The 18,558-nt window shown below is 45.3% G+C and carries 17 protein-coding genes; 16 read left to right on the top strand and 1 reads right to left on the bottom strand.

The window, feature by feature from the left end:
• Positions 1 to 23 precede the first annotated feature (23 nt).
• From ABQ275_RS15095 to ABQ275_RS15030, 14 genes are all read left to right on the top strand, one after another.
• Complete coding sequence (locus ABQ275_RS15095; RefSeq protein ID WP_349313977.1) at positions 24 to 1,325, top strand: aspartate aminotransferase family protein; 1,302 nt, start codon at positions 24 to 26, stop codon at positions 1,323 to 1,325.
• Between the two features lie 31 nt (positions 1,326 to 1,356).
• Entirely contained in the window at positions 1,357 to 2,322 is a 966-nt protein-coding gene (locus ABQ275_RS15090) for a polysaccharide deacetylase family protein (protein WP_349313976.1), read from the top strand.
• On the top strand, positions 2,319 to 2,639 hold the full coding sequence (rhaM, locus tag ABQ275_RS15085; protein WP_349313975.1) for an L-rhamnose mutarotase: 321 nt from the start codon (positions 2,319 to 2,321) through the stop codon (positions 2,637 to 2,639). The genes ABQ275_RS15090 and rhaM overlap by 4 nt, the downstream gene beginning before the upstream one ends.
• Before the next feature lie 58 nt (positions 2,640 to 2,697).
• Positions 2,698 to 3,744 carry an L-rhamnose/proton symporter RhaT gene (locus ABQ275_RS15080; RefSeq protein ID WP_349313974.1) on the top strand — a complete coding sequence of 349 codons (1,047 nt, stop codon included), beginning with the start codon at positions 2,698 to 2,700 and terminating at the stop codon, positions 3,742 to 3,744.
• Positions 3,745 to 3,773: 29 nt separating this feature from the next.
• On the top strand, positions 3,774 to 4,073 hold the full coding sequence (locus tag ABQ275_RS15075; RefSeq protein ID WP_349313973.1) for a UxaA family hydrolase: 300 nt from the start codon (positions 3,774 to 3,776) through the stop codon (positions 4,071 to 4,073).
• Positions 4,051 to 5,259: a UxaA family hydrolase gene (locus tag ABQ275_RS15070; protein ID WP_349313972.1), complete on the top strand. Its 1,209-nt coding sequence runs from the start codon at positions 4,051 to 4,053 to the stop codon at positions 5,257 to 5,259. Before ABQ275_RS15075 ends, ABQ275_RS15070 begins: the two co-directional genes overlap by 23 nt.
• 31 nt (positions 5,260 to 5,290) lie before the next feature.
• Positions 5,291 to 6,124, top strand: coding sequence for an amidohydrolase family protein (locus ABQ275_RS15065; protein ID WP_349313971.1), 834 nt, complete (start codon positions 5,291 to 5,293; stop codon positions 6,122 to 6,124).
• Positions 6,125 to 6,282: 158 nt separating this feature from the next.
• Entirely contained in the window at positions 6,283 to 7,080 is a 798-nt protein-coding gene (locus ABQ275_RS15060) for a methyltransferase domain-containing protein (RefSeq protein ID WP_349313970.1), read from the top strand.
• A 96-nt stretch (positions 7,081 to 7,176) separates the two neighbouring features.
• Positions 7,177 to 7,779, top strand: coding sequence for a sigma-70 family RNA polymerase sigma factor (locus ABQ275_RS15055; protein ID WP_349313969.1), 603 nt, complete (start codon positions 7,177 to 7,179; stop codon positions 7,777 to 7,779).
• Between the two features lie 110 nt (positions 7,780 to 7,889).
• Entirely contained in the window at positions 7,890 to 9,026 is a 1,137-nt protein-coding gene (locus ABQ275_RS15050) for a FecR domain-containing protein (protein ID WP_349313968.1), read from the top strand.
• Between the two features lie 204 nt (positions 9,027 to 9,230).
• A complete protein-coding gene (locus tag ABQ275_RS15045; protein WP_349313967.1) occupies positions 9,231 to 12,584 on the top strand; it encodes a TonB-dependent receptor in 3,354 nt (1,117 codons plus the stop codon).
• Between the two features lie 22 nt (positions 12,585 to 12,606).
• On the top strand, positions 12,607 to 14,136 hold the full coding sequence (locus tag ABQ275_RS15040; RefSeq protein ID WP_349313966.1) for a RagB/SusD family nutrient uptake outer membrane protein: 1,530 nt from the start codon (positions 12,607 to 12,609) through the stop codon (positions 14,134 to 14,136).
• 63 nt (positions 14,137 to 14,199) lie between these two features.
• Complete coding sequence (locus ABQ275_RS15035; protein WP_349313965.1) at positions 14,200 to 16,422, top strand: alpha/beta fold hydrolase; 2,223 nt, start codon at positions 14,200 to 14,202, stop codon at positions 16,420 to 16,422.
• 244 nt (positions 16,423 to 16,666) lie between these two features.
• Positions 16,667 to 17,152 carry a hypothetical protein gene (locus ABQ275_RS15030; RefSeq protein ID WP_349313964.1) on the top strand — a complete coding sequence of 162 codons (486 nt, stop codon included), beginning with the start codon at positions 16,667 to 16,669 and terminating at the stop codon, positions 17,150 to 17,152.
• A 281-nt stretch (positions 17,153 to 17,433) separates the two neighbouring features.
• On the opposite strand, the gene ABQ275_RS15025 is transcribed toward ABQ275_RS15030, so the two are convergent.
• Positions 17,434 to 17,760, bottom strand: coding sequence for a hypothetical protein (locus ABQ275_RS15025; protein ID WP_349313963.1), 327 nt, complete (start codon positions 17,758 to 17,760; stop codon positions 17,434 to 17,436).
• Between the two features lie 167 nt (positions 17,761 to 17,927).
• Here ABQ275_RS15025 and ABQ275_RS15020 point away from each other — a divergent pair, with 167 nt between their 5' ends.
• Both ABQ275_RS15020 and ABQ275_RS15015 read left to right on the top strand, forming a co-directional pair.
• A complete protein-coding gene (locus tag ABQ275_RS15020; protein ID WP_349313962.1) occupies positions 17,928 to 18,140 on the top strand; it encodes a helix-turn-helix transcriptional regulator in 213 nt (70 codons plus the stop codon).
• Positions 18,141 to 18,214: 74 nt separating this feature from the next.
• Positions 18,215 to 18,379, top strand: a complete 165-nt coding sequence (locus tag ABQ275_RS15015) for a hypothetical protein (protein ID WP_349313961.1) — start codon at positions 18,215 to 18,217, stop codon at positions 18,377 to 18,379.
• The last annotated feature ends 179 nt before the right edge of the window (positions 18,380 to 18,558 follow it).

Genomic DNA, 18,558 nt, shown 5'->3' with positions numbered 1-18,558 from the left:
ATCAAAAAATAAAAAGTTTGTGTATGGATCTTCAATATTCTCAATCGGCCAGGCTACTGGAAAGGGCAAAGAAAGTAATGGCAGGGGGCGTGTCCTCGGAATTCAGGAAATACAGTTATCCCCATGCATTATTTTATACGCATGGCAAAGGCAGTCGCCTTTATGATGTGGATGGCAATGAATACCTCGATTTTACTTTAAGTCAGGGCCCTTTACTGTTAGGACATGCACACCCTTATGTGCAGGAGGCGGTGCAGCAATATGCAGCAAATGGGCAATTGTTTGCAGGGCAGCATATCCGCGAACTTGAACTGGCGGAGAAAATGAATCAGCTCATTCATTCAGCAGAGCTGATGCGTTTTTGCCTGGATGGTTCCGAAGCGGTGCAAACTGCTTTCCGGGTGGCAAGGGCGAAAACCGGCAGAAAAAAGTTTCTGCGTTTTGAAGGGCATTATCACGGCTGGCTGGACAACGTTGCCTGGGGTATTTCCACTCCTGATGTGCAGGCGCTGGGCAGCCGGGAGCATCCGAATGTATTTCCGTGGTCGCAGGGTATTCCCGAACGGGCCAAAGATGAATTTATCATCCTGCCGTGGAACGACCTCGCATTACTGGAAAGCACGGTGGCAGAACGGTATGAAGAAATTGCCGGTATCATCACGGAGCCGGTGATGTGCAACAATGGCTGTATTCCGCCTGTAGCGGGCTTCCTGGAAGGTCTGCGGAAAATATGTGATCAGTATGGTATCGCCTGCATTTTTGATGAAGTGATTACCGGTTTCAGAATGAGCCTGGGAGGCGCTCAGCAATATTTTAAGGTCGTTCCGGATATATCCATTTTTGCCAAAGCCATGGCAAGCGGATATCCGATCAGTGCTGTGGTAGGAAAGCGCGCGTGGATGGAGGTGATTGAGTCGGCGAAAGTAATTCATGCCGGTACTATGAATGCCGGCAATTCCCCCGTTGCAGCGGCATTGGCAACCATTGAAGTGTTGGAAAAGGAACAGCCTTACGAGCGGCTATTTACTTATGGTAAACAATTAATGGAAGGACTGTGGGAGGCTGCCGCAGCAGCAGGACATAAGGTATTGGTACAAGGCCCCGGCCCCATGTTTAATATTGCTTTTACGGAACTAACGGCCGCAAAAGATTACCGGGATACTTTATCATTTGACCGCGCCAAACTCGGCAGGTTCATTGCCGGTATGCACAATAGAAAAGTAAGGATTATCGGAAGAGGATTATGGTATATCAGTATTGCACATACGGCAGCGGATATAGAACAGGCTATTGATGCTGCCCGTGAAGTATTCCATGAAATATAAATAATTCTTTCACCCGTTTAAATGCTAAAAAATGCGTCTCACAAAAAATAAATTAAAAGTATCGTCCAAAGAACAACTACCATTTGATGTAGTATTTGGTTTTGATATGGAAACGGATATCGGTTCTTTTACGCCTTTCTATGAAGGGGTGCGTAAGGGAACGCCTCCCTTGCTGAAGATCCTGAAAAAACACAAAGTGCCCGCCACCTTTTACTGGACAGGCCATGCGGCGGAGAACAATCCTGTTATGGTAAAGCGTGTCCGCGATGCCGGACATGAAACCGGTTGTCATGGATTGCTGCATGAAACATTGGGGGATCCTATTTTCCCCTTACCCAACAATTGGCCCATCCTTCCTTCGGAAGTGGAAGGCCGTCTGACGATTGCTACAAAAATTGTCCGCGATGTGAGCGGCGAACAACCGGTTAGCTTCCGTTGCCCGCGGCTGTGGGGTAGTACCCGTGTCATGAATGTGCTGGAGAAACTGGGATACATTTCCGATGCATCTTTTCCATTGTATTTCTATAACAAACCTTTTGTACCGTACCATCCTTCCGCCAAAGACTGGACTAAACCCGGCAAAATGAAGCTTGTGGAAATCCCTAATTTCTGTGATCTCACCATGGAAAGTAATGATCCTTATCAACGCGACCGTGACCAGTGGCCACTATTCCGCACCAAATCTGCTAAAGTGCTGATGGAAAAAGTAGAGAATTTTCTGGGGTATGTGCAGGACCATCAAAAACGTCCTGTACTGTGTTTTTATCTGCATCCCTGGGAGTTTTACAAGATGCCGCAAGGCGCTTTGGATTTTGGTGAATGCAGTGTAAAACCGCTACCGTTCATCGTAAAAAACTGCGGCGAAAAAGCACTTACTGAGTTTGATAACTTATGTACACTGTTGCGGCAACGTGGAGCCAGGTTCCTCACGGCAAAAGACCTGGCCATGGAATACAGGACTTCCACAACTTCTTCACCGGTAAAATTGGCTGTATGATCCGTAAAGCATTTTTAATACAGGCGAAAGACGGGATGGCAGCGGAATATGAAAGACGCCACAATCCTATATGGCCGGAATTGGAGGAGATATACAATCGTCATGGGGTACATAATTTCTCCATCTTCCTGCAAAAAGAAACCGGATTTCTTTTCGGCTACCTGGAAGTGGAAGATGAAGCAGCCTACAACCGGATCGGGGAATATGACATCTGTAAAGAATGGTGGCAGCACATGACAGAAGTACTTGTTTGTGAACACGCTTCCAGTACCAAAGGAAAAGAAGAGATGCTGCGCGAGGTTTTTCATCTGCCTTAATATATTTTCTATATAACGTTATTTATTACGAACAGCTTATTTCACCTGATCATTAACTATGGAACAACTGCTGGGTATACTTTTTCATTCGATAGGCGGCTTCTCTTCCGCCAGTTTTTATGTTCCTACTTATAAGGTGAAGAGATGGGCCTGGCAAACTTACTGGATCACACTGGGCTTTGTTGCATGGATCATCATGCCTACCATTGGCGGCTTATTAACTACGCCGGATTTATCGGGTATTCTGAAAAGTGCATCTACCAACAGTATGCTCCTGACTTACCTGTTCGGGGTATTATGGGGCTTCGGTGGTCTGATGGCCGGTCTGGGCCTTCGTTACCTGGGGCTCTCACTGGGACAGTCAATTTGCCTGGGTGTATGCGCCATTGTAGGCACTATTGTACCCGCTATTATGGATCATAAGATCGGGATGCTTTTCAATACGGTTCCCGGCGCCATTATTTCCCTGGGATTCCTGATATGCGTGATCGGTATCATCTTGTGCGGATATGCTGGTGTACTGAAAGACAGATCGCTTAATGAAGAAGAGAAAACAGCAGCGGTAAAAGAATTTTCCGCGGTGAAAGGATTAACATTAGCCGTATTAGGTGGCATCATGAGCGCATTTATGGCGCTGGCTATCAATGCCGGCAAACCCATTGCGGAAGCGGCTTTGCTTGCAGGCACCCAAAAGGTGTTTGTCAACATTCCGATTTTTGTACTGGCACTGGCCGGAGGATTTACCACCAATTTTGTATATGCCATGATACTGAGCCGCAGGCATAAATCATTTGGTGACTTTGTTACGTTGCCCAAAGGTTTGTTGCTAAGAAATTATTTACTGTCTATCCTCAGTGGATTAATGTGGTACGGACAATATTTCTTTTATGGTATGGGCGCCACAAAGATGGGCAAGTATGACTTTGCCAGCTGGACGCTTCACATGGCTACTATTATCCTCTTCAGTAACCTGTGGGGATTGGGATTGAAGGAATGGAAACTGGTAAACCGCCGTACACAGATTTACTTGTGGGCCGGCATCATTATGCTCATTATATCTGTGGTATTTATTGGGATCGGCAATCATATGGCAGGTACGGAATAGCGCATCTTTTCACATCAAAATACAGCGATATGGAAAAACTGATAAAAATTAATCCGGAAGATAATGTGTATGTGGTACGGAACAGTATACAGGCAGGGGAGCAGATCGCATTGGATGGGCTGACCATCACATTTAACGAGCCATTAGGGATTGGTCATAAGGTGGCGGCAGTACACCTGGCCAAAGGTGATAAGATCATCAAGTTTGGTGTGCCTATTGGATCTGCTACAACAGATATTGCCTGTGGCATGCATGTTCACCTGCATAATATGAAAAGCGATTATATACCAACTTATACTTTAGATCATGAATTCATCAAAGACAAATGATTTTAAAGGTTACCTGCGTAAAGATGGCAGAAAAGGCATCCGCAATGTGGTGCTTGTTGCTTATATGGTAGAATGTGCGCATCATGTAGCCAGGGAAATTACGATGCACTTCCGTGATCAGCCGGTACAACTCATAGGATTTGGAGGTTGTTATCCCAATGCCTATGCCGATAAGATCATGAATGCATTGTGTGTACATCCTAATGTGGGCGCTGTATTGCTGGTGTCCCTGGGCTGTGAGAGCTTTAATAGTAAAAGGCTGCTGGAAAATATTGAAGCCAGTGGCAGACCTGCAAAGCTGATTGGTATCCAGGTGGCCGGAGGTACAGGGGTATCTATTGGCAGCGGCGTACAGTTTGTGACTACGGCCTTACAGGAAATCAGCAAAGTACCCAAAGTAAATTTTGATATCGCTGAATTAACCGTAGGCGTTGTCTGTGGCGGCAGTGATGCTACCAGTGGTATTACGGCCAATCCTTCGGTAGGTAAAGCATTTGATATGATCGTGGAAAAGGGTGGCACTGCACTTTTTGAGAATACCGGAGAGATGATAGGATTGGAAGAAATTATGAGCAGCAGGGCAGTGAATCCTGCACTGGCAGAAGAATTAAAGAAAGCAGTTTATAAAGCGGCGAAGTATTATTCTATCATGGGACATGGTAGTTTTGCGCCCGGCAATGCTGCAGGAGGACTAAGCACACTGGAAGAAAAATCAATGGGCGCTTATTGTAAAACAGGTAGCGCAAGCATAGCAGGTATGATCAAGCCCGGAGATTTGCCGGGAAAGGGAGGACTATACCTGATGGATATTGTGCCGGATGGAGATCCTCGTTTCGGGTTTCCGAATCCTAATGATAGCTCCGAAATAGTGGAACTGATTGCTTCGGGTGCGCATTGTGTTTTATTTACCACTGGCAGAGGGTCTGTAGTGGGCGCTGCTATTTCCCCGGTAATAAAGGTGTGCGCCAATCCTGAAACATTTGCGCATCTGCGGGATGATATGGACATTAACGCCGGTAAGATCCTTAACAACGAAGCTACTTTAGCTGAGGTTGGAAACGAGATCTTTGAAAAGATATGCAGTCTTATCCGCGGGCAAAAATCCTGTTCGGAAAGACTGGGACACCAGGAATTTGTGTTGGGTTATAAAACATTTGAACCTATAGGCCCGTCATGCCTGCCGTAATAAATAACAGACAGTATTAAATTTTACAGCGATGAAAATTGATAGCCATCAACATTTCTGGGTCTACGATCCGGTGAAGGATGCCTGGATTGATGATACCATGGATGTTATAAAAAAAGATTTTTCTCCGGAAGAAGTATGGCCGCTGATGCAGGAAAATGGTATCGATGGATGCGTGGCCGTACAGGCAGATCAGAGCGAGCAGGAAACGCGGTACCTACTGGGACTTGCAGACAAACATCCTTTCATAAAAGGTGTAGTGGGATGGATTGATTTCCGGGCGGTAGATATAGCAGAAAGGTTGGCATACTTTTCATCTTTCAAAAACCTGAAAGGGTTCAGGCATATTGTGCAGGCAGAACCCAACGACGATTTTTTATTACAGGAAGATTTTTGCCGGGGAATTTCGCTGCTCCGCAAATATGGATATACCTATGATATATTGATTTACCCGAAACATATAAAAACGGCGCTGGAATTTGTAAAAAAATTCCCTGATCAGCCATTCATTATTGATCATCTTGCCAAACCTTTTATTAAAGATCAATTGGTAGATGACTGGAAAAGAGACTTGAAAGCCTTTGCAGACCTGGATCATGTGAGTTGCAAAATGGCCGGCCTGGTAACGGAAGCCGATTGGCACCAATGGAAGCTACCTGATTTTGAACCGTACGTGACCACTGTGCTGGATATTTTCGGAACAGACAGGGTAATGTTCGGAAGCGATTGGCCGGTATGTCTTACCGGTGCTTCCTACTCGCAGGTATGCGCTATTGTAGAAGAAAGTACTGCTTTTTTAAGCCCAACGGAAAAGGCTAAACTTTGGGGAACAAATTGCAGTAAAATTTACCGGTTGTCTGTTTGAGTTGTAAGTAGAAGTTATAAATGGGGCCACGCAATAACATTAACACCAGGTGAGAAATTTATAAATGCATAGCAAAAACCCATCCCCCCTTACTTTAATTACCGGGCATCTCTTTTTATTTGTATAAATTGGTACTTGTAGAACCAAGCCCATTCAGTATGAACGAAGCATCCAAAAGAGCTGCCATGCCCACGGGAACCAACGCTGTTCTCGATAGAAGAAATATTTATAATTCAAATAGTAACCTGCTTGATATTGTTAAGCCGGGCGATGCCGTGCTGGATGTAGGTTGTGGCTCCGGTTCCATTACTATTGGTATCAGTGCGTTGGTGGGAGCTGGTGGACAGGTTACTGGAATAGATACCAGTCAACATTTGATTGAGCTGGCGAAGCAGCATTCCGCCGGTCAAAGTAATATTAATTTTGAAGTGGCGGATATCAATACTTATCTCCCGGAGAAAAAATTTAATGTAATCACCTCCGCCCGCGTACTGCAATGGGTGGATAACCCGGCACCCGTAATTGCAAAAATGATACAGCTGTTGGATAAAGACGGCTGTTTGACCATACTGGATTACAATCATGAAAAAATCCAATGGGAACCAGGGATTCCTGAAAGTATGCAGGTATTTTATACCGCCTTTCTCCGGTGGAGGGCTGATGCCGGTATGGATAATCAGATCGCTGATCACCTCGCAGCAATCTTTGAACAGCAAGGACTGAAAGCGATCACCATAAATGATTTATCAGAAAAAGCGGTAAAGGGCGATCCGGCATTTGCAGGCGACCTCGATATATGGGCTAAGGTAGCCGAAACACGGGGCCTACAACTGGTGAAAGACAACTATATCACGGAAGAATTGCGGTTGGCTGCCATTGCAGATTACCGCCGGTGGATTGATACAACAGCCAGTTCCATGACATTGTATTTGTTGGCCGTAACAGCCAGGGTGTAAAAATATTTAAGTGCATTTATTGGGGTATTTAACTATTTTTAGCTGTATTATCAGCCAAAATATTTCCATAAACAGGAAGACAGCCGGGGAAGGAGCATGCAGCATGATATCGTACATAATGAGAAAGAATTACTGAAACTGCTGGCAAAAGATAGTGAATATGCTTTTGCCGTGATCTTTGACCACTACCGGAAAAAGGTATTGGGAACAGCAATTAAGATGTTGAAAGATCATGCTATGGCAGAAGAAATAGTGCAGGATATTTTCATGAAAGTATGGCTGAAAAGAAAAGAGATGGAAACTGTAACCAGCCTCAATAGTTTCATTGCTACGATGACCAGGAACCTGATATTTGACCGCTTCCGGAAATTGGTAAATGAAGTGGAATACAGGAAAAAAATAAACGGTGCCGAGCTGGTGATCGATGATACAGACCACCGTGTACGGACTTCCCAGACATATAAAATACTACAAAACGCCATTGATACACTGCCGCCCAGGCAAAAGCAGGTATATGAAATGGTGCGCATACAGGGCCTGTCCATCGCTGAAATCTCTCAATCCCTGTCTATCTCCAAAAGTACCACCAAGGGGCATCTGACCGCCGCCCTGCAAGCTATCAGGCAGTATTTAAATGCCCATTCAGACACCTTCGCAGGACTTATTACCATTCAGGTACTGGCCGCCGTTTTTCAATAACATTGCTGCGCTCAAAAAATATTTTCTGACTGACCCGTACCATTGACGCACTCAATCGTCTCTATTTATCAGAGGGGTATATTATGGATCATACACGGTTTAAAATATTAATGGATCGTTATTTAGCCGATGAGGCGGATAACGAGGAATGGATGGAACTGGCTGCCATGATCCGGACCGGCCACTATGATACGCTTCTGCAACATATGATTGATGATATCTATGAAGCGGAAGATGGTACCGTAGATATGACTCCTATGCGCCGCCAGGAACTGTTTTCCAGGATCTGCGCGATGGATGACAGTGACGACAGGGTGGTAGCAATGCCCCGCCGCAGGGATTTTACCCGCTGGTGGGCAGCTGCTTCCATACTCGTACTGGCCGTAGCCGGTGCGGCTTATTTTTTCTTCCAGAAAGGAACGGCGCCGGTTCCCGGCGAGCCTGTCGCCACACAAATCGATATTGCCCCCGGTAGCAACAAGGCCCTGCTTACCCTGTCTGATGGAACGGTGGTGGCGCTGGATAGTACCGGTAATCAACTGATACGCCAGGGTAATATCGCTATCCGCCAACAGAACGGAGAGCTGCAATATGCAACGGGGAAGCCGGATAAAAACATGGGCTACAATACACTCACCACCCCCAAAGGCGGTCAATACCGCCTGGTATTACCGGATGGTACCGGTGTATGGCTGAATGCCGCTTCATCTATCCGGTACCCGGTGGCCTTCACCGGTAATGAAAGAAGAGTAGAACTCTCCGGCGAAGCCTATTTTGAAGTAGTACACAATGAAAAAAAGCCTTTCAGGATACTGGCAAACAACCAACTGATTGAAGATCTCGGCACACAGTTTAATGTAAATGCCTATACGGAAGAACCCGAGATGAAAACCACCCTGCTGGAAGGATCAGTAAAAGTTGGAGGTATTACACTGAAACCGGGAGAGCAGGCCCGTGTGAATAAAAAAGGGGAAACCACGTTGCTGAAAAATGTAAACGTAGCAGATGCAGTAGCCTGGAAAAACGGCTTCTTTGTTTTCAGGGACGATAACCTGAAAACCGTTATGCGACAACTTTCCAGGTGGTACGACGTAGAAATTATTTATCCACCAGATGTAAATAATAAACAACAGTTTTCGGGGAGAATAGACCGAAGCTTAACCTTAGCACAGGTACTTAACGGATTGGCACAAACGAAAGCACATTTTAGTATTGAAGCAAACCGGAAGGTTATTATACTTCCTTAATCAGCATTTTCGATAGCAACATAAAGGCTGGCTCAAAAAGACCAGGAATGCGGGAACATTCCTGGTTGCGCTTGGGTCAAGCTAATAAAAATGCCCGGAATGGCAATTATTGTTTAACCAAAACACTACAAAAGTATGCATTTTTTTTACAGCTGTAAGAGGCAATTTTTGCTGCCTTTCACCCTACGACAACTCCTGCTCACTATGAAGCTAACAGTCGTTTTTATCCTACTCGCTTTTTTAGGAGCAAGCGCCACGGGCTTCTCCCAGAAAGTGACCATTTATGGTAAAAGTATTCCACTTGAAAAAGTTTTTGCTGCCATTGAGCTGCAAACGGGTTATGCATTTTTTTACAATAATGTAGATATCGGCAAAGCCCCTGTTATCACGGTATCCCTGAAGGATGTTGACCTGGAAAAAGCCCTGGACAAAACCCTGAAGGATCAGCAACTGGAATATACTATTCTCGGTAAAACAATTTTTATCCGGGCGAGTAACAAGTCCAGGCTTTCACTGGCGGCTATTCCGGCGGTGGACCGGGCCATTAATGTACAGGGCGTTGTTGTAGACGCTGCCACCGGTAAACCACTGGTAGGTGTAACGGTACAGGTAAAAGGAAGTACTGCCGGTACCACCACTGATGTAGATGGTAAGTTCACTTTGTCTGTACCAGATAAAGCGGTATTGGTGGTTTCCTGTCTTGGCTATAGTAAAAGAGAAATAAACGTAAATGACGGCGCCGCCCTCACCATCGGACTGGAGGCTACCAACACCGGCTTAAACCAGGTAGTGGTAGTGGGATACGGCACGGAAAAGAAAAAAGATCTGACGGGCGCCATTGCCTCTATCAAAGCGGAAGACCTTACCAAAACAGCTTCCAATAGTTTTACGGCTTCGCTGGCAGGTAAAGTTCCGGGTGTATTCATCACGCAAACGGGTGGCGCTCCCGGCGCTGCTTCCTCTGTACGTATCCGGGGAATCGGTACCACCGGCGGCAATCAGCCTTTGTATGTGGTGGACGGATTTCCTATCAATGGCGGCGGTATGTCTGTTCCCGGCAGTTCCAGCCAGGTAGACGGCATGTCTATTATCAATCCAAATGACATCGCCTCTGTAGAAGTATTAAAAGATGCCGCTGCTGCCGCTATTTATGGTTCCCGCGCTGCCAACGGTGTTATTCTCGTTACCACCAAAAGGGGAAAAGATGGACTGGTAGATGTTAACTTTAATGCCTACACGGGTTTCACACAATTGTGGCGGAAACCGGGATTTATGAATGCACAGGAATTTGCCACGATGGCAAATGAGCTGTACACCAATTCCGGCCTGACACCAAATCCGGAATGGGCCAATCCTGCTTCTTTTGGGAAAGGTACCGATATGATCGACGAGATTTTCAGGAATGCACCCTTACAGAACTATGACCTGAGCTTTTCAGGCGGCACACAGAAGTTAAAGGCCAGGCTTTCGCTCGGCTACACAGATCAGGATGGAACGATGATCGAAACTTCCTATAAACGTTATACCGGAAGGGCTACCGTTGACCTGAAAGCCAGTAATAAACTCACTTTTGGAGGTTCACTCGCTTTTGCAGCTACGCAATCCAAAGGTCAGAATACGGATGCGATGCAAGGGGGGATCTTTAATCTCGCGCAACAATTCTTCCCCACATTAAACCGTGATTCTGCTTTCTTCGGACCAGGAGGCTTCTATACAAAAGACGGGGATAATCCCATATTAAAAGCTGCATCTATCGATAACCAGTTGAAAAATTTCAGGATCTATGGGAATGCATTCGGTGAATATGAAATCATCAAAGGATTGAAATTCAGGACCAGCATTGGCATTGATGCCAATAATAACCGCACTACTTCCTGGGAAGGAAAAGCGGAAAGAGGATTCTATATTCATCCGCGGGCAACGCTTTCTGAAAGATATGATCAGGGGTTAACACAGCTGATTGAAAATATTTTATCTTATTCAAAAACATTCGGACATCATAGCATCGCTGCAGTAGTCGGACAAACAGCCCAGAGTACCAAGAACGGCTGGATTTCTGCCGGAGGCAATGGTTTTCAGAATGAATCATTGAAAGTGATCAGTGGCAGTGATGTGAGTCTGCGTACCGCTAATGGTACCGATAGTTATTCTACATTAGCTTCTTACCTGGGTAGAATCAATTATTCCTTTGAAGGGAAATATTTAGTTTCTGCAAGTCTTCGACGCGACGGTTCTTCTAATTTCGGACCCAACAACAAGTGGGGTAATTTCCCCGCTGTATCGGCAGGCTGGCGGTTGTCGGAAGAATCATTCATGAAATCGTTTTCCCACATTATCAGCGACCTGAAAGTACGCGGTAGCTGGGGCCAGCTCGGCAACGACGCTATTCCTGCCTTTGGTTATTTAAGTACGATCAGAAGCGGCGCCAATGCTGATAACTATGTACTGGGTACAGGCGGACAAAATATTATCATCGGTTCCACCATGATCAGACCAGGAAACCCCGATCTCAAATGGGAAACAACCGAACAGACAGATATCGGTATTGATGCATCGTTTTTTAATGAAAAGCTTTACCTGACAGCAGATTACTTTATAAAGAACACCAAAGATATGTTGATCAGCCTCCCCGTTTCTATTGAAGCAGGTTTTCAGAATGCGCCAACCGTTAATGGCGGCAGTGTAAAGAACAGTGGATTGGAATTATTACTGGGATACCGGGATGATATAGGCGATTTTCATTTTGATGTGAGTGCCAATGTGGCTACACTAAAAAATGTAGTAACCAGCTTAGGTGTAGGCCAGCCGATTGTAGGGCCTTCCCTGGCAGGTACCAGCATGAATATGACTTATACAAAAGCCGGACAGCCGATAGGGTATTACCGTGGTTATGTTGTGGAAGGTGTTTACCAGGAAGACGGAGATGTAAACAAGGTTTTTCAACCCAATGCTATTGCGGGTGATTTCCGGTACAGGGATGTAAACGGAGATAACGTACTGACAGATGAAGACAAAGTAATCATCGGCAAACCGTGGCCTGACTTTACTTACGGTGTAAACCTTAATTTCTCCTACAAAGGATTTGATTGTAATCTCATGTTGCAGGGCGTTTCAGGAAATCAGATCTATCGCGCTAATAAAGTATCCAACTTCCCGATGAAATATTTTAATGGAAATGGCATCGTGAATGGTGTGAAAGAAGTTTTAAACCATTGGACGCCGGGTAGTGGAATCAACAATCAGCCTGGATTAAAATACATTGATGCCAACGGAAATTATGCCAACCCATCCTCCTTTTTTGTGGAAGACGGAAATTATATGAGGGTGCGCAACTTTGTACTCGGCTATAATCTTCCTGCGGGGATAATCCATAAAACATCTACCAGCATACTCAAAAGTGTACGCTTGTATGTGAGCGCCCAGAACCTGTTCACCTTTACCCGTTATTCAGGATTTGACCCGGAAGTGGGTAGCACAGATCCTTTGAATTCAGGTATTGATACAGGGGTTTTCCCACAGCCAAGAACTTTTATGGCAGGTATAAATGTAGGTTTCTAGTTTAACCATTAATCTAAAAAGCATGAACTCATTATTTAAAAATATAGCCGTTTTCCTGGTGATCATGACAACGGCATCCTGTACAGCAGACTTTCTCACCCTCACACCCACCGATGTGCTGACAGATGCCAACTTTTTTGTAACAGAATCGGATGCGCAGTCTGCCTTGATCGGCGTATATGCCCAGTTGCAGGATGAATCCACTTTCGGAAACGTGGTGGATGCCGCCAACCTGGACTGGACCATGAGCGGCGACCTGTATGAACAGGATCAGAACACGCCCCGCGTGCAATTGGAAATGCTAAGTTTGCCCGCAAACAACCTGTATATCGGTCAGCTCTATGCGGGCCTGTACCAGGGCATAGCCCGGGCCAATTTTGTGATCGGAAGAGTGGAGCAAATGGATAAACTCGAAGCCGGGGCAAAGGCAAGCATTATAGGTCAGGCGAAATTTATAAGAGGTATCTTTTATTTAAAGCTGGTCAATTATTTTGGTGGCGTACCATTGGTGATTACAGAGCTGAATGCTTCTTCTAAACTGGACATTCCCCGTTCACCCGTAGCAGATGTGTGGAAACAGATAGAACTTGATTTAAAAGATGCGGCGGCTGTTTTGCCTATTGTATGGGCCAATAGTAATGATGTGGGAAGGGCTACAAAAGGTGCGGCGCTTGGTTTTCTGGTGAAAGCTTATCTGTGGCAGGAGAAATGGGGTGATGCCATTACAGCCAGCGAGGATGTTATCAATTCCAAAGCCTACGATTTACTCCCTGATTTCAGAAGTGTATTTCTTGAAACAAATGAAAATAATAAGGAGATTTTATTTTCAACACAATACAGTTCGCTGAACAATGGTATTGAAGGAAATGGATTGGATGTGAGATCTGCTCCCAGGGGAGCATCGGCTGAATTTATTGGCCGTGGGGCGAATAGTAATTTTGTTCCACAAACAAAATGGATCAATGATTTCGAGAGAGATCAGACCGGGAAGATAAAAGACCAGCGTTATTGGGGTGTGATCATCGGCCCTGGTGAACATCACCAGGAAATGACGGATTTTGTGATGCCGCTGGCTTTCCCGAATGGGTATACGAAAACAGGCTACATCGTTACAAAGTACTGGCAAAAGGCATCTGTGGTGAATTCAGGACTTAATACCCCGATACTGCGTTATTCCGAGGTGTTGCTGAATTATGCGGAAGCACTGAATGAAGAAAGCCGTTCTGAAGATGCGATGAAGCTGGTGAACAAGGTCAGGAACCGTGCAGGATTGGACGATAAGCCACTGAATCTTGCAAAAGACAAAACCCTGGATGCTATCTTTAATGAAAGACGTTTTGAATTTGTGTGGGAACCATCCGGTGCATTTTCTGATCTTAACAGGAGGGATCGTTTTATTGATTTTATCAGGAAGAACCGCGCAGATTTTGCAAAGATTGATGTGGATAGTAAACCCTGGCTGGCGGTAAAACCCATTTTATTACCTATTCCGCTGGCAGCATGGAACGTGAATAAGTCGTTGGTGCAGAATCCGGGGTATCCGGCTTTTTAGCAGGTATGAACCCGGTGGCTTGTTGTTAAGCATAAACAAAGACTTATACTCAAAATATCATTCATGAAAAAGTATATCGCGTTACTACTTTTATCTGTTGCTTATCTCAGTAAATATTGCCCGGCTGTATTGGCACAGGCGCCGCAAATGGATTCGGCCGGTATCGATTTGCTGCCTTCCATTCCTTTTCTACCGGACCCGTTGGTGCTGGATGAAGGACGTAAGAACATTCCTGTGAAATCCAGTGCCCAGTGGCAGGAGAAACGGGCGGAGATCAGGGAGCAATACCAGCAGTGGGTATCGGGAACGGTTCCGCCGGCGCCGGAAAACATACAGGTAAAAGTGTTGTCAGAAAAAACTGAAAACCAGGTAAAGATCCGTACGGTGGAATTGTATTTCGGTCCGGGTAACAAAGCCAAAATGACGGTGGAGTTGATGATACCGGTTTCGAATAAACCGCTGCCGGTTTTTATGACCCAATGGAATCATCGGGGATGGGCGCAGATTGCCGTACGCCGCGGATATATCGGATGTATCTACGCAGGTGGAGATGTGAAGGATGACACAAAGAATTATGCCGAGGTTTATCCCGGTTATGATTTTGCAACGCTCATGAAACGTGCATGGGGCGCGTCGCGTGTGGTGGACTACCTGTATAAGCTACCGGAAGTGGATACAGCCCGTATTGCACTGACCGGCCATTCGCGTAATGGAAAGCAATCGCTTATGGCGGCGGCATTTGACGAACGTATAAAAGCGGTGGTGAGTAGCAGCGGGGGAACAGGCGGGGAATGTACTTTCCGGTTTTCGGATGAGCGTTTCGATTCTGAATCAGTGGAAGAGATCACCCGTAATTTTCCCTATTGGTTTTCTCCCCGTCTGCGTTTATTCAGTGGCAGGGAACAAAAATTACCGGTGGATCAGAATGGGTTGATGTCATTGATAGCGCCCAGGGGATTGATGATCGTATCTGCCATCACAGAAGGGCAGGGCAATCCCTGGGGTATTGAGCAATCTTATAAATCAGTTGGAAAGGCATACCAGTTCCTGCATGCAGAAAATAATATCGCCGTTCATTTCCGGCAGGGGCGGCACCAGCATTCCGCCAGGGATGTGGAGAATTTTATTGATTTTTTCGATTACATTTTTCATCGTGGAGCAACACCGCCGGAGAATAAATTGTATAACAACTATTCTTTTGAACAATGGAAACAACGGAGTAAAGAGCAGATTGACCCATTGAAATTTCCGGTAGCAGGTAGTAAATCAGCCGTACCGTTTTCTGCCAAATCTTTTCCTGCACAACAGGATACTATCAGGAAGCGGCTCCGGTGGCTGCTGGGCAACGAACCTCCCGGTGTGTTGACGGATAACCCATTGTCACGTTCTCTTTTTAAGAATGCGGTATACCCGGATGATTACCTCGCAGAGGTGATTGGGGAGCCTTCTTTTGCCAGTGGAGTACGGAAAATGGAAATAGGCCCCTATAGCGCCTTGGGAGAGGATTTATGGGGAACTATTTATTTCCCCGCCAGTGCTGTTACGCATGATTCGGTGTTAGGGAAGTTACCATTAGTTATCTTTTTACATGAGTATGCTTATGCTACCGGTGCGCATAGGAGAAGTGAAGCGGTGATCCGGCAGTTTACCGCGCAGGGATATGCGGTGTTGTCTTTTGATATGCCCGGATTTGGCACCCGTGTGGAGGAAGCGGCCAACTTTTATCAGCGTTATCCGGATTGGTCTGTTATGGGCAAAATGGTGGCAGACACGCGGGGTATTATCAACGATGCCAGTGTAAGGATGCCATTCATTGATGCCAGCAATATCTACCTCGCGGGGTATTCATTGGGCGGTACGGTAGCATTGCTTACAGCGGCGCTGGATGAACGTGTAAAAGGAGTAGCAGTGGTGGCTGCATTCAGTTCTTTGCGGCATGATAATATTGGCACGGAAGGCATCAGGCATTTCTCCCACCTGCATGGATTGATCCCGCGTCTTGGTTTTTTTGTGGGCCATGAGAATAATATACCGGTAGATTTTGAAGATATATTGGGCTGCGTAGCTCCGCGGCCGTTATTAATCATTGCGCCTGAAAAGGACCGGCATCATACGAAGGCGAGCGTGGAGAAAACCGTAGCTGCTGTTTCGGTGATATATAAGGGGATGAAAGCGGCAGACAAGCTCACTTTCCGGCATCCGGATACCTATAATCATTTCCCTGACAGTCTAAAGCAGGAAGTTGCTGCCTGGCTGTTGCAGGAAAGATCGCATCAGCAGCCCTGATAAAGGGATTGTTGGTGAGTTGTAAAGAAGCCTTCAGGTCGTATGATCTGAAGGCTTTTTTGTGGGGAAGTACTGAAAATTTGTCGCTATGCAGTTTTTTTGGGAAAGATGAACACCATTTTCCCGGTTTTTCAAAATGAACGAAAAAGATTCGGGAATTATCAAAATGAACAAAAAGGTCAGAAAGTTCTCCATGTCTTTCTTATATATTCATTTCTATTTTTCACCTCCAAAACAATCTATTATGGGCAACCAGAATCAGATTTCCATTGTCATCCCGGCGGATGTACTGCAGCAATCCATTGACCACTTACAGGCTGCCGGCAAATTACTGCAACCGTACGTGCATGCACTCACCCCTGCCGACCGCCAGGGGCTGGCTAAAATGGGCGACAAAACCATCTCCTTTGTAGCCAAAAACCTGGGCTACAGCAAAAGCAACCCGCAGTTTACCCCTGCTTACATGGATGTAGCAGAACTGGAAAAGGACCTGAACGTAGTGACGGCCCTTACCCCGCTATTGCGTATTTGCGAACAGCTCACCAGCAACCTGGACGACACCATTATGCTCAGCGGCAGCGAAGCCTATGTGATGGCACTGGCTTACTACAACACCGTGAAGCAAGCCGCCAGGATGAGCGTACCGGATGCAAAGGCCATTTTCGAAGATTTACAGCAGCGTTTTCCGCGAACGCTGCGGGCAAAGGCCACCAGTGAATCCGCGGGCTAACGGTGCGTAGTTGCGCCGTCAAATGAAAGGCTCCAGGAGATTTTCTCCCGGAGCTTTCTTTATTAGGGGGATGTTGGCCTTCGAACGCAAAGTCTGTACCTCTGACGTTCAAATGTTGTGTTCAGAGACCAACGGTTGATATACTTAGGTCAAAACTTTCAGTGCTGAAGTCGATGCTGGATGTTCCGTAGTCCAAACTTTGCGTTCAGATGTCAACGCTGGATGTTTGGAACTCCAGGTTTTGAGTTCAGCACTCAAAATTCGGAGTTAAATGGTCAAAATCAGAAGGTCATAGCCTGTACTTCATTGATTTGTGCTGCATTTCCTTTTTCTGCCAATTTATTGCAATACAGGATGTAATTAGTATCCAGCAACCGGATCAACTCACTGTAGAAAAACAGGAGATCCGCCCGGCTGTTAACATCATCATATTCAGTGCCTTCTGCGGTTAATGTTTCCGATAACCACTGCCAAAGTAAGTTGTGTGCCTTCACCTGGGGGAAGAACTGGCAGAAACGGTCTATTGCCAGTACGGGATCGCGGTGTTCATCCTCGGAGAAGTGGGAGTGAATCAATATTGAGTGGTGGGGTTGAAAAGAACTGTTCATATCAATGAAGTTTTTTTGGTTCAAACGAATTTATGATAAAATATTCATTTAAGGGATATTTTATAATTAAATATAGGTATAAATATCTAAATAAGGGATTTTTTGACAAAATATATTGAATTTAAATATCCCTAAATTGATGAAAAATATGCTTTAAAAGCGTTTTTATGGGTGATGTAGTATTCAATCAGATCAAAGTTGTACTAGCCGAAAAAAGAAAGGCAAATAAATGGTTAGCTGAAGCAATCGGGGTTAGTGTAAATACCGTATCGAAATGGTGTACCAACACCACACAACCTTCTATTGAAACCTTATTCGAAATAGCGGAAGCATTGGATGTGGAGGCTAGGGAGTTGCTGGTGCTGAGAAGGAGAAAATAGTTTCTCTTTTTTTATTAATTTCATTGTTTGCCTGTTCATTTAACCATAACTGATTTTTTTTAAATCATTATGTCATGAAAAAAAGGAAAGACACATTTGATAAGGCTGAATTAGAGCTATTAAAGGAAGGGTTAAAGCGGAGTTATAAAGAACGTTTTGAAATGGCTACCGACCTGTATAAGATACAACAAACCATGAATAAAGCTTCAGTATTACATAAGCCATTTATTAGTAAATAGTTGATTGGCTCCGTCGCATGTAAGGTGTAATACCCTGCTATATCAACTAAAAACATCCATCATGCCATCATGTGGTTAAATACGATCAGAACAGTTACGTCACTGGTAAGCCTGATCCTCGTTTTAATCACTTGCATATATGATAAAGGCGAATAGCCTGCATATAACTAATCCGTTAT

Origin of the sequence: Chitinophaga sp. MM2321 (assembly GCF_964033635.1) — a bacterium.
GTDB lineage: Bacteria > Bacteroidota > Bacteroidia > Chitinophagales > Chitinophagaceae > Chitinophaga.
Note: the sequence above shows the minus strand (reverse complement) of the source record. Positions and strands in the feature narration are given on the sequence as shown.